The sequence below is a fragment of the Type-C symbiont of Plautia stali genome, assembly GCF_059730935.1.
Map to the genome: position 1 here is coordinate 3,291,324 of NZ_AP035923.1, position 13,386 is coordinate 3,304,709.

14 protein-coding genes are annotated in these 13,386 nt (G+C 60.2%); 9 read left to right on the forward strand and 5 right to left on the reverse strand.

All coding sequences use genetic code 11. The features are described from left to right. Window positions 1-38: 38 nt before the first annotated feature. Window positions 39-2,516: an ATP-dependent helicase HrpB gene (gene hrpB / locus AC6I7J_RS15645; RefSeq protein ID WP_498006125.1), complete on the reverse strand. Its 2,478-nt coding sequence runs from the start codon at window positions 2,514-2,516 to the stop codon at window positions 39-41. 35 nt (window positions 2,517-2,551) lie between these two features. Here hrpB and thpR point away from each other — a divergent pair, with 35 nt between their 5' ends. From thpR to panD, 9 genes are all read left to right on the forward strand, one after another. Beyond that, a complete protein-coding gene (thpR, locus tag AC6I7J_RS15650; protein WP_215480895.1) occupies window positions 2,552-3,091 on the forward strand; it encodes an RNA 2',3'-cyclic phosphodiesterase in 540 nt (179 codons plus the stop codon). Then, window positions 3,092-3,808, forward strand: a complete 717-nt coding sequence (sfsA, locus tag AC6I7J_RS15655; RefSeq protein ID WP_021507511.1) for a DNA/RNA nuclease SfsA — start codon at window positions 3,092-3,094, stop codon at window positions 3,806-3,808. A 239-nt stretch (window positions 3,809-4,047) separates the two neighbouring features. Further along, window positions 4,048-4,503 (forward strand): RNA polymerase-binding protein DksA, encoded by a 456-nt coding sequence (gene dksA / locus AC6I7J_RS15660; RefSeq protein ID WP_021507512.1) that lies wholly within the window; start codon window positions 4,048-4,050, stop codon window positions 4,501-4,503. 70 nt (window positions 4,504-4,573) lie between these two features. Then, entirely contained in the window at window positions 4,574-5,509 is a 936-nt protein-coding gene (gene gluQRS / locus AC6I7J_RS15665) for a tRNA glutamyl-Q(34) synthetase GluQRS (RefSeq protein ID WP_371824662.1), read from the forward strand. Window positions 5,510-5,547: 38 nt separating this feature from the next. Beyond that, window positions 5,548-6,963 (forward strand): polynucleotide adenylyltransferase PcnB, encoded by a 1,416-nt coding sequence (gene pcnB / locus AC6I7J_RS15670; RefSeq protein ID WP_206099480.1) that lies wholly within the window; start codon window positions 5,548-5,550, stop codon window positions 6,961-6,963. Continuing rightward, window positions 6,960-7,445: a 2-amino-4-hydroxy-6-hydroxymethyldihydropteridine diphosphokinase gene (gene folK / locus AC6I7J_RS15675; protein ID WP_498006127.1), complete on the forward strand. Its 486-nt coding sequence runs from the start codon at window positions 6,960-6,962 to the stop codon at window positions 7,443-7,445. The genes pcnB and folK overlap by 4 nt, the downstream gene beginning before the upstream one ends. Window positions 7,446-7,527: 82 nt before the next feature. Continuing rightward, the gene (panB, locus tag AC6I7J_RS15680) at window positions 7,528-8,322 is read left to right on the forward strand and encodes a 3-methyl-2-oxobutanoate hydroxymethyltransferase (protein WP_088516660.1); all 795 of its coding nucleotides are present in this window, start codon (window positions 7,528-7,530) and stop codon (window positions 8,320-8,322) included. 15 nt (window positions 8,323-8,337) lie between these two features. Beyond that, window positions 8,338-9,192 carry a pantoate--beta-alanine ligase gene (gene panC / locus AC6I7J_RS15685; RefSeq protein WP_021507517.1) on the forward strand — a complete coding sequence of 285 codons (855 nt, stop codon included), beginning with the start codon at window positions 8,338-8,340 and terminating at the stop codon, window positions 9,190-9,192. An 85-nt stretch (window positions 9,193-9,277) separates the two neighbouring features. After that, the gene (gene panD, locus AC6I7J_RS15690; protein WP_021507518.1) at window positions 9,278-9,658 is read left to right on the forward strand and encodes an aspartate 1-decarboxylase; all 381 of its coding nucleotides are present in this window, start codon (window positions 9,278-9,280) and stop codon (window positions 9,656-9,658) included. 36 nt (window positions 9,659-9,694) lie between these two features. Here panD and AC6I7J_RS15695 read toward each other — a convergent pair whose 3' ends face one another. From AC6I7J_RS15695 to hpt, 4 genes are all read right to left on the reverse strand, one after another. Then, complete coding sequence (locus AC6I7J_RS15695; RefSeq protein WP_498006129.1) at window positions 9,695-10,702, reverse strand: acyltransferase family protein; 1,008 nt, start codon at window positions 10,700-10,702, stop codon at window positions 9,695-9,697. A gap of 151 nt (window positions 10,703-10,853) precedes the next feature. Continuing rightward, complete coding sequence (locus AC6I7J_RS15700; RefSeq protein WP_021507520.1) at window positions 10,854-11,624, reverse strand: ABC transporter permease; 771 nt, start codon at window positions 11,622-11,624, stop codon at window positions 10,854-10,856. Further along, window positions 11,621-12,547 carry an ABC transporter ATP-binding protein gene (locus tag AC6I7J_RS15705; RefSeq protein ID WP_021507521.1) on the reverse strand — a complete coding sequence of 309 codons (927 nt, stop codon included), beginning with the start codon at window positions 12,545-12,547 and terminating at the stop codon, window positions 11,621-11,623. Before AC6I7J_RS15705 ends, AC6I7J_RS15700 begins: the two co-directional genes overlap by 4 nt. A 245-nt stretch (window positions 12,548-12,792) precedes the next feature. Further along, window positions 12,793-13,329, reverse strand: coding sequence for a hypoxanthine phosphoribosyltransferase (gene hpt / locus AC6I7J_RS15710; protein ID WP_021507522.1), 537 nt, complete (start codon window positions 13,327-13,329; stop codon window positions 12,793-12,795). Window positions 13,330-13,386: the final 57 nt, after the last annotated feature.

The following is a 13,386-nucleotide window of genomic DNA, read 5'->3' on the forward strand; positions in this document are numbered from 1 at the left end:
GCGCATGGCAGAACCCTCTGAATTCGATCCACTGCGGGCTACGAGGAATATTTTTTAGTGCGCCTCGTCGGCAAGGCGCTGGCCGGATCGTCCGGCCACGGATGTTTGGGATAGCGCCCTTTCATCTCTTTCTGCACTTCAGGATACGCACCGCGCCAGAACGCCGCGAGGTCACGGGTGATCTGCAGCGGACGGTGCGCCGGCGAAAGCAGCTCCAGCACCAGCGGAACGCGCCCATCGGCAACCGCCGGGTTCTGCGCCTCGCCAAACATCTCCTGCATACGCACCGCCAGCGCGGGGGGCTTTTCCGCGTCGTAGCGAATCGGCAGGCGACTTCCGGTCGGCACAGTGTAATGAGTTGGCAGCACAGTATCCAGCCGCTGCCGCTGTGACCATGTCAGCAAATGTAATAAAGCGCTGACAAGATTAACGCTCTGCAGCCCTTTCAAATCGCGTACTGCACCCATCTCCGGCAGCAGCCAGTGCTCCAGCGAGGCCAGCAGCGTGTCATCATCCAGCGTCGGCCACGCCTCTTCCGGCAGCCACTGCGCGGCGCACTGCAGGCGCAGACGCAGCTGCTCTGCCTCTGGCGTCCAGCCGAGCACCACCAGCCCTTTTTCGCGGATCCAGCGCAGCATCGCCGGATGCAGGATCTCCGGCTCGGGCCGCGCCTGCGGCTGGGCCCGCAGGATCAGCGCGCCAATCGCTTCCCGCTTCCACGCGCGCAGCGTGCCTTTGTCGTCATCCCAGTCCACATCGGTGCGCTGCTCAACCAGCTGCGGGCACTGCTGGCGTAACGCATCCATCTCTACCGGCAGCGCCAGCAGCATGCGTGCATCGGCGCTGCTGGCCCCCTGCAGCAGGCTCGGTGCAATCAGCCACTCATAGCGGCTCAGGCCGTCGTGCTCATCCAGCATTGCGCCGATACCATTGGCGAGCTGATAGCGCGCGCTGTGACCGCGACGCTGCGCCAGCCGGTCAGCAAATCCGGCGGCCAGCAGCGCCGGGAAGCGATCGGCGTCAACGCGCCCCTGACCTGCATTCAGGCGCTGCTGCCAGTGGCGCGCGCGCCGCAGCCACTGCGGCTGTGGCTGGTTGAGCGCATCACGCAGATCGACACTGCCGCTGCGCGGCGGATCCTCCAGAATCGCCACCAGCAACGCCGCGCTGGCGATGGCGTGCACATCGTCGCCGGCGGCGCACAGCATCGCCGTGAGACGTGGATCGCTGCCGAGCTGCGCCATTTTACGGCCGCGCGCGCTGAGCCGCCATTCGCTATCCAGTGCGCCGAGCCGCTGCAGCTGTTGACGTGCCGCCTGCAGGCTGCGCGCCGGTGGACTATCCAGCCATTGCAGCTGAGCCGCGTCCTGACAGCCCCACTGCAGTAAATCCAGCTGCAGCGAGGCCAGATCGCTGGTGAGTATCTCCGGCTCACTCTGCGCCGCCGCACGCAGCGCCTGCTCCTGCGGCAGCAGATGCAGACAGATCCCCGGCGCCAGGCGACCGGCGCGGCCAGCGCGCTGCGTCATTGATGCCTGGCTGATGCGCTGGGTCAGCAAACGCGTCACGCCGCTGCGCACGTCAAACTGCGCCGCGCGCTCCAGCGCGCTGTCCACCACCAGGCGAATGCCTTCAATCGTCAGGCTGGTCTCGGCGATATTGGTGGCGAGCACCACTTTACGCCGGCCCGGCGCGGCCGGCAGGATGGCTCGCCGCTGTGCCTCCAGCGACAGCGCACCATATAAAGGAGATAAATCCACCTCATCACTGACGCGCGACGCCAGTTCACGCTTCACCCGTTCAATCTCCGCCACGCCGGGCAGAAACAGCAGCAGCGAACCGGGCTCATCCCGCAGCAACTGTGCCACCTCGCGCGCCACTGCCTCTTCAAACCGCTGCTGCGGATTGAGCGAGGCGTAACGTCGAATCACCGGAAAGCTGCGCCCCTGTGACGCAATAAACGGCGCGTCGGGCAGCAGCGTGCGTAGCTGCTGATTATCCAGCGTTGCCGACATCAGCAGAATTTTCAGGTCGTCGCGCAATCCCTGCTGCACATCAAGCAGCAGCGCCAGCGCCAGATCAGCCTGCAGGCTGCGCTCATGGAATTCGTCGAGGATCACCAGCGATACGCCCTCCAGCAGCGGATCGCGCTGCAGCATGCGCGTCAGAATGCCTTCGGTGACCACCAGCAGACGCGTCGCTGCGCTGCTGCAGTTTTCCCCGCGCAGCCGATAGCCTACCGTCCCGCCCGGCTGTTCACCCAGCTGTTCCGCCAGCCGCTGTGCCACGTTGCGTGCCGCCAGCCGGCGCGGCTCCAGCATGATGATTTGCCCTGACAGCTGCGCCTGTTGCAGCAGCTGTAGCGGCAGCCAGGTGGATTTCCCGGCGCCGGTCGGGGCCGCCAGCAGCACCTGTGGCGACTGCGCCAGCGCGGCCAGCAATGCAGGCAGTACCTCGCTTACCGGTAACTCACTCACACTCAACTCCCACTCTGCCTGTGCTAAGATGGCGCGCATTGTACACCACCCGGCGCCAATTACCGGAGTTCAGCATGGCCACGCAACGACTGTTTTTTGCCCTCGAATTGCCTGATGCCCTCCAGCAACAACTGGTGCAATGGCGGGCCGATTGCTTCGCCGCAGACGCGGGTAAACCGGTGGCGTCGGCGAATCTGCACCTGACGCTGGCGTTTCTCGGTGAGGTCAGCACGGAAACGGCGGAGCAGCTGCAGCAGCTGGCGGCACGCATCCGCCAGCCGGGCTTTACGCTGGATCTCGATGACGCCGGTCACTGGCCGCGTCCCGGCGTGGTGTGGCTTGGCTGCCAGCGCGCGCCGCGCGGTTTACTGCAGCTGGCCAACCTGCTGCGCGCCCAGGCCGCGCGCCATGGTTGTGCGCAGAGTACGCAGCCGTTCCATCCCCACATCACCCTGCTGCGCCACGCGGCGCAGGCCGTGGCGCTGCCGCCGCGCGGTTTTCACTGGCGCGTTGAGGTGAGTCATTTCGCGCTGTTTGCGTCCAGTTTCACGCAGGGACGCACGCGCTATCGCCGGCTGGCGCGCTGGCCGCTGTTATCTGCCGCAGGAGCATAAATGCAGTTCGATCCGCCGTTACAATCAGCCCGCTTAATCACCCGCTATAAACGTTTTTTAGCCGATGTCATTACGCCTGAAGGTGACACCTTTACCCTGCACTGCGCCAATACCGGTGCGATGACCGGCTGCGCCACGCCAGGCGACACGGTGTGGTACTCCACCTCGGCCAGCGCGACGCGCAAATATCCGCATAGCTGGGAAATAACGCAAACCGCGCAGGGCCACTGGATTTGCGTCAACACCCTGCGCGCCAACCAACTGGTGCGCGAGGCGCTGCTGCGCGATGCAATTCCGGAATTATCCGCTTATAGCCACTGCCAGGCTGAGGTGAAATACGGCACGGAAAAAAGCCGAATTGACTTCCTATTGCAAGCGGAGGGCAAAGCCAACTGCTATATTGAAGTCAAGTCCGTCACCCTTTTACAAAATGGTAAAGGCTATTTTCCGGATGCGGTGACGGCTCGTGGACAGAAACATCTGCGCGAATTAAGCACTATCGCGGCAGAAGGCCACCGGGCCGTTTTGTTGTTTGCTGTTCTGCACACGGGGATTGAGGACGTTTCCCCGGCGCACCATATCGATGCGCAATACGCAGAACTACTGGTACAGGCGCAGCGCTGCGGTGTGGAAGTGTTGGCGTATCAGGCTCAGATTTCACCGGCAGAAATGTTACTTACCCGGCCGTTAACGGTAACGATTAACGCACAGTTGTAATATTTAACGTTATTTGCTGTGATAAGAATGTTCTGAGCGGTGCGCTAAATACGCTGTTCCTCACAGGCTTGTCAAGGTGCGTTCATGAATAATTGCCAACCTTGATTGCTTCTGCTATTTATAGCGGCCTGTTTTTTTCCCTGATGGGAATCGATATGCCCCGCATGCGTCGGGTTGCAGGCAAAGGCTTTCGCAATCTGAAACAGAACGGGTAGTGCGTGTTATCCAGGAGAAACAACATGCAAGAAGGGCAAAACCGTAAAACATCGTCCCTGAGTATCCTCGCCATCGCTGGGGTGGAGCCGTATCAGGAGAAACCGGGCGAAGAGTATATGAATGACGCCCAGCTGAGCCATTTCCGCAAGATTCTGGAAGCCTGGCGCAACCAACTCAGGGATGAAGTAGACCGTACTGTGTCGCATATGCAGGACGAAGCTGCCAACTTCCCGGATCCGGTTGACCGTGCCGCCCAGGAAGAGGAGTTCAGCCTGGAGCTGCGTAACCGCGATCGTGAGCGCAAACTCATTAAAAAGATTGAGAAAACGCTCAAGAAAGTGGAAGACGACGACTTTGGCTACTGCGAATCCTGTGGGGTCGAAATTGGTATCCGCCGTCTCGAAGCGCGTCCGACCGCCGATCTCTGCATTGACTGCAAAACGCTGGCAGAAATCCGCGAGAAGCAGATGGCAGGCTAATGGCCGTTAACAGACTGTCGCCGCACAGCCGGGAAAACCACTGTTTTCCCGCCGTGCGGTGTACCACAGCATGATGTCCGCCACGCTTCCCTGCATCGGGCGTTTCGCCCCCTCTCCTTCCGGTGATCTTCATTTCGGTTCGCTGATAGCCGCATTAGGCAGCTACCTGAGCGCGCGCGCGCAGCAGGGCCGCTGGCTGGTGCGCATTGAAGATATTGATCCGCCGCGTGAAGTCGCCGGTGCCGCAACGCGCATCCTGCGTCAGCTGACGCATTATGGGCTGCACTGGGACGGCGACGTGCTGTGGCAGTCGCAGCGCCACGAGGCCTATCGCGCGGCGCTGAGCTGGCTGCGCGAACACCGTCAAAGCTACTTTTGTACCTGCCCGCGCAGCCGCATTCAGCAGCTGGGCGGCTTTTACGACGGTCACTGCCGCGATTTACATTTGCCGCCGGACGGCGCCGCGCTGCGGCTGCGTCAGCATGCGCCGGTGTACGGTTTTGACGATCGCCTGCGCGGCCATCTGCAGGCGGAGCCGCGTCTGGCGCAGGAAGACTTTATTATTCACCGTCGTGACGGACTGTTCGCCTATAACCTTGCGGTGGTGGTCGATGACCATTTTCAGGGCGTGACGGAGATTGTGCGCGGTGCGGATTTGATTGAGCCAACGGTGCGCCAGATTGCGCTGTATCAGCAGTTTGGCTGGCCGGTGCCGGCTTATCTGCATCTGCCGCTGGCAATTAACCCGGACGGTAATAAATTGTCGAAGCAGAACCACGCGCCAGCCTTACCGGACGGCGATCCGCGACCGGTGCTGGTGCAGGCGCTGAGCTTTCTGGGGCAGTCGGTTTTGCCAGGCTGGCAGGACCATGGGCTGGAGGCGTTGCTGGACCATGCGGTTACACACTGGGATAGCGCATCGATTCCGCGGCATGATGCGCAACAACCGGATGAGGCGACAACGCCATTCCTAAATGGTTCGCAACAGGCTATGATTAGCCGCTGATTTTATTCACACCCATTTTCTCACTGTCGAGGTGTCCCATTTTTACCCGAGTCGCTAATTTTTGCCGGAGAGTCCTCAAGCGTGATGAGGAGGCCCCTGAAGAGGTGGAAACCGTAAGTCTGATGACCGTTATCCCCCGGGAAAGCCACAATATCTCACGCAAAGATATCAGCGAAAACGCTCTCAAAGTGCTGTATCGCCTGAATAAAGCCGGATACGAGGCTTATCTGGTTGGCGGCGGCGTGCGCGATTTGCTGCTGGGTAAAAAGCCGAAGGACTTTGACGTGACCACCAACGCCACGCCGGAGCAGATGCGTAAGCTATTCCGCAACTGTCGCCTGGTCGGGCGTCGCTTCCGTCTGGCGCATGTGATGTTCGGTCCGGAAGTGATCGAAGTCGCTACGTTCCGCGGCCACCATCAGGAAGAGAGCGTCGACGATCGCAACGGTTCGCAGCGCGGTCAGAACGGCATGCTGCTGCGCGACAACATTTTTGGCAACATTGAAGATGATGCGCAGCGCCGCGATTTAACCATCAACAGCCTCTATTACAGCGTGGCTGATTTCACCGTACGCGATTACGTCGGTGGCCTGCAGGATCTGCAGGAAGGCATCATCCGCATGATTGGCGATCCGGAAACGCGCTACCGCGAAGATCCGGTGCGTATGCTGCGCGTGGTGCGCTTCGCCGCCAAGCTGGACATGAGCATTGCGGCGGAAACCGCCGAGCCGATTCCCCGCCTCGCCACGCTGCTGAATGACATTCCGCCGGCGCGCCTGTTTGAAGAGTCGCTGAAGCTGCTGCAGGCCGGTTACGGTTATCGCACCTATCTGATGATGCGTGAATACCAGCTGTTCCAGCCGCTGTTCCCGACGCTGGCGCGCAACTTCACCGAACAGGGCGACAGCCCGATGGAGCGCATGCTGGCCCAGGTGCTGAAAAACACCGATACCCGCCTGCACAACGATATGCGCGTGAATCCGGCGTTCCTGTTTGCGGCGATGTTCTGGTATCCGCAGCTGGAGTCAGCCGAGCAGATTGCGCAGGAGAGCGGCCTGACCTATTTCGACGCCTTTGCGCTGTCCATGAACGAAACGCTGGATGAAGCCTGCCGTGCGCTGGCGATTCCGAAACGTATCACCACGCTGATTCGCGATATCTGGCAGCTGCAGCTGCGCATGTCGCGCCGTCACGGTAAGCGCGCATGGAAGCTGATGGAGCATCCTAAATTCCGTGCCGCCTACGACCTGCTGGCGCTGCGCGCAGAAGTCGAGAACAACGCCGAGCTGCTGCGCCTCAGCCAGTGGTGGGGCGAGTTCCAGTCGGCGGTGCCGACACAGCAGAAGACCATGCTCAACACCCTGGGTGACGATCCGGCTCCGCGCCGTAAACCACGCCGTCCGCGCCGTCGTCCAGCTGGCCCGCGCCGCGACAGCAACCACAGCGCGTCATGACGCGGGTCTATCTCGCCTTAGGCAGTAATCTCGCCGATCCGCTGCATCAGGTTGATGCAGCGCTGGCCGCGCTGGATGCCATTCCCGATACCCACCGCGTAGCCACCTCCGCGTTTTATCGCACGCCACCGTACGGCCCGCCGGATCAGCCGGATTACCTCAACGCCGTGGTGGCACTGGAGACCACACTGGCCGCGGAAACGCTGCTCGATCACACCCAGCGCATTGAGCTGGAGCATGGCCGGGTGCGCAAAGCTGAACGCTGGGGACCGCGCACGCTGGACCTCGATATCATGCTGTTCGGCAATGCAGTGATCCACACGCCGCGCCTGACGGTGCCGCACTACGATATGCACAACCGCGCCTTCATGCTGGTGCCACTGCTGGAAATCGCGCCGACGCTGCGCCTGCCGAACGGCCAGCCGCTGGCCGGCATTCTGGCGACGCTGGACCGCAGCATCATTCGCTTGTGGTCCGCCTGACGCGGCAGAATCGCACGCCCGTCGTATCGCCTTTGCAATCAATCCAGTACACTGCGCGCATCAGAAAATGCTGGAGATTGCGATGAAACCCACCACCCTCTCTCACTTACGCCAGCTGAAAGCCAGCGGCCGCAAGTTCGCCACGCTGACCGCCTACGATTTCAGCTTCGCGCGCCTGTTTGCCGACCAGGGCATTCCGCTGCTGCTGATTGGCGATTCGCTCGGCATGACCGTGCAGGGCCATGATTCCACGCTGCCGGTGACGGTCGACGATATTGCTTATCACACCGCCGCCGTGCGGCGCGGTGCGCCTAACGCGCTGGTGATGGCCGACCTGCCATTTATGAGTTACGCCACGCCGCAGCAAACCTTTGACAGTGCCGCGCAGCTGATGCGCGCCGGTGCCAACCTGGTAAAACTGGAAGGCGGCGCCTGGCTGGCAGAGACCGTGCGCATGCTGACCGAACGCGCCGTGCCGGTGTGTGGTCATCTGGGATTGACACCGCAGTCGGTTAATATCTTCGGTGGCTACAAGGTGCAGGGGCGCGATGAAGCGGCAGCCGAGCGCCTGCTGGCGGATGCGCTGGCGCTGGAAGCGGCCGGTATGCAACTGCTGGTGCTGGAATGCGTGCCGGTCGCGCTGGCTGAGCGCGTCACAAAAGCGTTGTCGGTACCGGTGATCGGCATCGGTGCCGGTAACGTCACCGACGGCCAGATTCTGGTGATGCACGACGCGTTTGGTATTACCGGCGGCCACATTCCAAAATTTGCCAAAAATTTCCTTGCGGAAACCGGCGACATTCGTGCGGCAATTCGCCAGTATATGGCCGACGTTGAGGCAGGCACCTACCCTGCTGCCGAACACAGTTTCCAGTAAATCAGGAGATTTGCAGTGCTGATCATTGAAACGCTGCCGCTGCTGCGCCGCGAGATTCGACGCTGGCGCCAGGCAGGTAAACGCATCGCGCTGGTGCCCACTATGGGCAACCTGCATGAGGGGCATCTGACGCTGGTGGATGAAGCACGCCAGCGCGCAGATATCGTGGTGGTATCGATCTTCGTTAACCCGATGCAGTTTGATCGCGCCGACGACCTGGCGCGCTATCCGCGCACGCTGCAGGACGATTGTGAAAAACTCAATCGCCACAGCGTCGACCTGGTCTTTGCCCCGGCGCCGGCCGATGTCTATCCGCAGGGTCTCGACAGCCAGACGTTTGTTGAAGTCCCGGGCCTCTCCTCGCTGCTGGAGGGCGCCAGCCGTCCCGGTCATTTCCGCGGCGTGGCGACCATCGTCAGTAAGCTGTTTAATCTGGTACAGCCGGATATCGCCTGTTTTGGCGAGAAGGATTTTCAGCAGCTGGCGATCATCCGCAAGATGGTGGCGGACATGGGCTTTGACATTGACATCGTTGGCGTGCCGACGGTGCGCGCCAAAGACGGTCTCGCGCTCAGCTCACGTAACGGCTATCTTACTGCCGATGAACGCAAGCTGGCGCCGGTGCTCAGCCAGGTGATGAACAGCATGGCGCAGCGCCTCAGCAACGGCGAGCGGCACGTGGATGAGATTATTGAGCACGCCGAACAGACGCTGCGCGATCAGGGCCTGCGCCCGGACGGCCTGGCCATCTGCGATGCCGATACGCTGCAGCCGCTGACGGTCGACAGCCAGCGCGCAGTGATTCTGATGGCCGCCTGGCTCGGCAATGCGCGTTTGATTGATAATCAGCAAGTGGATCTGACGGTTTAACGCCGTCGTTTATGGGCAGCATGTACCCGCTACACACTGCGCGGTGGAAACCGGCCGCACACGGGTATAACAAAGGTATCACGCTATGATTCGTACCGTATTACAAGGCAAACTGCACCGCGTAAAAGTGACGCAGGCGGATTTGCATTATGAAGGCTCCTGCGCCATCGATCAGGATTTTCTTGATGCCTCCGGCATTCTGCAATACGAAGCCATCGACATCTATAACGTCACCAACGGCCAGCGCTTCTCTACCTATGCCATTGCCGCCGAGCGTGGCTCGAAAATCATTTCGGTCAACGGTGCGGCCGCGCGCTGTGCCTGTCAGGGCGATCTGCTGATCATCTGTTCTTATGTGCAGGTGGAAGATGAAGTGGCGCGCAGCTGGCAGCCCAAAGTGGCCTACTTCGACGGCGATAACGAGATGAAACGTATCGCTAAAGCGCTACCGGTGCAGGTGGCCTGATCATCCCGCGCGCTGTACTGACAGCGCGCCTTTTCCTTATACGCCCGCCAGCTGCGGCTGCCCTTTGCGCTTCAGCGTAAACAACCAGTCAAACCACCCTTTTGCCCGCAGTAAGCACAGCGCCGTTGGCAACGCCAGCGCGACGCTGAACGCCAGCACAAAATGCAGGTCAGCCAGCCACGCAGAGTGGCCGTCGTGGCGCAGCAATTTACTGCACACCTGAATCGCCAGATAGTGCGAAAGATAAAACACAATCGAATGGCGGCCAACGTAGTTAACCGCCCGCAGATTGATACGGCAGGCCAGCGCAACGAACAGCGGGATTGAGGGCAGCGCCAGCGGCATCAGCCACGGCGAATGCTGACGCAGCCAGCCCCACAGGCTGAACGCCGCGAGCAGCATAAAGGCGATCAGCGACAGCAGCAGCGGCGTACGACGCTGCGCGAACGCGGCAATATCAACATCCTTTCGCACCAGCCAGTCGGCGCTGTAGAAGAAGGCAAACAGCACCAGCGACTTGTTCAGATGCAGGTTGTCGAAACTGGCAAACAGCGAGTCAGGCGGCACCGGCGGCAGCAGCACCGCACCGGCAATGCACAGTGTCAGCACCAGCGCCGCAGGCAGGCGGCGCGCCGGGATAATCAGCACAAAAAACAGAAACAGCGAGTGCAGAAACCAGGTGATATCGCCGCCGCTCAGATGGCCGAGCGCGATGGCCAATGGCGACTGCGGGTGATTGGCCATCGCGCTGAAGGTCCACTTCAGTCCGCCGTAGATCAGCGCCCAGACGACAAACGGATAGAGAATGCTGCTGACTTTGTTTCGCAGATAGCGCGCCTGCCCGTGGCGTAAACCGCTGGCGACGAACAGTCCGGAGACGAAGCACATCAGCCCCATACGCACCGGCGCCAGCAGCTGATTTACCAGCTCGTTAAAGGCAGTGAAGTGCCCGGCCTGCTGGTTCACTGCAATCATGCAGTGCAAAAAAATCACCGCCAGAATGCTCATGCCGCGTAAATTATCAATCCATGATACCCGATTCACTCTTCGCTTCCCCGCTGCTTTTTTGGTCAGCGGCCACTATGGGGAAAGCCACGGGCTGAAAGCACAAGACGCGTCTGGAACTGCGAAGAGCAGGTAAAAAAAAGCCGCCGCCGGATGACGCCGGCAGCGGCTTCTTATTCGGACCGGCGCCTCAGGTGCGCAAGCCGCGTCCGCGCTGAATCAGCGCATACACCAGCACGTAAAACACCACGATAAACGCCACCAGCACTGACAGCGTCAACACCAGCGGAACATCGTTGATGCCAAGGAAGCCATAGCGGAACCCGCTGATCATGTACACCACCGGATTGAGCTTCGACACCGCCTGCCAGAACGGCGGCAGCAGCGCCAGCGAGTAGAATACGCCACCGAGGTAAGTTAATGGCGTCAGCACGAAGGTCGGGATCAGGCTGATATCGTCAAAGGTGCGCGCAAACACCGCATTCAGCAGGCCCGCCAGCGAGAACAGAATCGCTGTCAGCAGCAGCGTGATCGCCACCATCGGCCAAGAGAATACGTGGAACGGCACAAAAAACAGCGACACCGCCGTCACCAGCACGCCCACGCACACGCCGCGCGCTACGCCGCCGCCGACATAACCGGCGATAATGATGTGGGTCGGCACCGGCGCCACCAGCAGCTCTTCAATGTTGCGCTGGAACTTAGCGCTGAAGAATGACGAAGCGACGTTGGCGTAAGCGTTGGTGATCACCGCCATCATAATCAGGCCCGGCACGATAAACTGCATATAGCTGAAGCCGTGCATATCGCCGATGCGTGAGCCGATCAGATTGCCAAAGATAATGAAGTACAGCGTCATGGTGATCACCGGCGGCACCAGCGTCTGAATCCAGATGCGGGCAAAACGGTTGATCTCTTTGCTCCAGATACTCTTGAGCGCCACCCAGTACAGATGCGTCATGCGGTTACTCCTGTTTTTCCCTGCGTCAGGCTGACGAACAGCTCTTCCAGACGATTCGCTTTATTGCGCATGCTGAGCACCTGCACGCCCTGCGCGCTCAGCTGGCTGAATACGCTATTCAGCCCCTGTTCACGCATCACTTCCACTTCCAGCGTTGAGGTATCAACCAGACGATACTGGAAGCCCTCCAGCTGCGGCAGCGGGCTGCGCGGCGCCAGGTCGAGGATAAAGGTTTCCGACTGCAGCTTGGACAGCAGCCCTTTCATTGAGGTGTTCTCCACCAGCTCGCCGCTCTGGATGATGCCGATGTTACGGCACAGCATTTCCGCCTCTTCCAGATAGTGGGTGGTCAGGATGATGGTGGTGCCTTTGGCGTTCAGCTCTTTCAGGAACACCCACATCGAGCGGCGCAGTTCGATATCCACACCAGCCGTCGGTTCATCAAGAATCAGCAGTTTCGGTTCATGCATCAGCGCCCGGGCAATCATCAGCCGGCGCTTCATCCCGCCGGACAACATGCGCGCCCGTTCGTTACGCTTGCCCCACAGGTCGAGCTGATTGAGGTATTTTTCCGCGCGCTTGTTCGCTTCGGCGCGTTCCACGCCGTAATAACCGGCCTGATTAACCACAATCTGCATTACGGTTTCAAACGGGTTAAAGTTGAATTCCTGTGGCACCAGCCCAAGCTGCCGCTTGGCGTTGACCACATCTTTCTGCAGGTCGTAGCCAAACACGCGCACGCTGCCGCTGGATTTGTTCACCAGCGAGCTGATAATGCCAATGGTGGTGGACTTACCGGCACCGTTAGGGCCCAGTAAGGCATAAAAGTCGCCTGCTTCCACGTTGAGATCGAGGCCTTTCAGCGCCTGTACGCCGCCGGGATAGGTCTTGGTCAGCCCGGAAAGTTCCAGTGCATAAGTCATTGCGAGTCCGTACCCTGTTGTAGTGACATCATAGCCATATGAAATGATAGTGCGCTCGCGTCGAGCGTGCGGGGTTATTCAGCGATAACGGTTGTGAAATCAAAGGAATTGCGCAGAGTGATAACCCACCACACTCTACCACTCTGCGTGCCGCAGGAAAACGCGTGCCGAGCCCGTAAGTCATTGAGTTACGGGCTGCGCATCTTATCGCAGGCGGAGGGAATCAGCCTTGGAAGATTGTGCGGTTATTCGTCCAGCAGCGTAACTTTGCCGATATACGGCAAATGACGGTAGCGCTGTGCGTAGTCGATACCGAAGCCGACCACGAACTCATCCGGAATGGTAAAGCCGACAAACTCGACCGGCACCTCAACTTCACGACGCTCCGGCTTATCCAGCAGCGTGCAGATCGCCAGCGATTTTGGCTCACGCAGCTGCAGAATTTCACGCACTTTGCTCAGGGTGTTACCGGAGTCGATGATGTCCTCGACGATCAGCACATCTTTGCCGCGAATGTCTTCGTCGAGATCTTTGAGGATTTTCACGTCGCGCGTGGAGGACATGCCGCTGCCGTAGCTGGAGGCGGTCATGAAGTCGACTTCGTGCGCGACATCAATGGCGCGGCACAGGTCAGCCATAAACATGAAGGAGCCGCGCAGCAGGCCGACCAGCACCATTTCGCTGCCGCTGTTGCGGTAGTGCTCGCTGATCTGCTTGCCCAGTTCGGCAATACGGGTTGCGATCTCCTGCTCAGAGATCATCACGTCGACGGTGTGTTTCATTGCATTCGCCTAAGAAGGTTTTCAGAAAGCCGCGCATTCTATCATAGTCGACGCACA

Excerpts from the sequence above, each read along its gene's own strand:
- hpt (WP_021507522.1), bottom strand. The coding sequence starts at position 13,329 with ATGAAACACACCGTCGACGTGATGATCTCTGAGCAGGAGATCGCAACC.
- hrpB (WP_498006125.1), bottom strand. The coding sequence starts at position 2,516 with ATGCGCGCCATCTTAGCACAGGCAGAGTGGGAGTTGAGTGTGAGTGAG.
- dksA (WP_021507512.1), top strand. The coding sequence starts at position 4,048 with ATGCAAGAAGGGCAAAACCGTAAAACATCGTCCCTGAGTATCCTCGCC.
- sfsA (WP_021507511.1), top strand. The coding sequence starts at position 3,092 with ATGCAGTTCGATCCGCCGTTACAATCAGCCCGCTTAATCACCCGCTAT.
- folK (WP_498006127.1), top strand. The coding sequence starts at position 6,960 with ATGACGCGGGTCTATCTCGCCTTAGGCAGTAATCTCGCCGATCCGCTG.
- panB (WP_088516660.1), top strand. The coding sequence starts at position 7,528 with ATGAAACCCACCACCCTCTCTCACTTACGCCAGCTGAAAGCCAGCGGC.
- AC6I7J_RS15705 (WP_021507521.1), bottom strand. The coding sequence starts at position 12,547 with ATGACTTATGCACTGGAACTTTCCGGGCTGACCAAGACCTATCCCGGC.
- thpR (WP_215480895.1), top strand. The coding sequence starts at position 2,552 with ATGGCCACGCAACGACTGTTTTTTGCCCTCGAATTGCCTGATGCCCTC.
- panD (WP_021507518.1), top strand. The coding sequence starts at position 9,278 with ATGATTCGTACCGTATTACAAGGCAAACTGCACCGCGTAAAAGTGACG.
- gluQRS (WP_371824662.1), top strand. The coding sequence starts at position 4,574 with ATGATGTCCGCCACGCTTCCCTGCATCGGGCGTTTCGCCCCCTCTCCT.
- AC6I7J_RS15700 (WP_021507520.1), bottom strand. The coding sequence starts at position 11,624 with ATGACGCATCTGTACTGGGTGGCGCTCAAGAGTATCTGGAGCAAAGAG.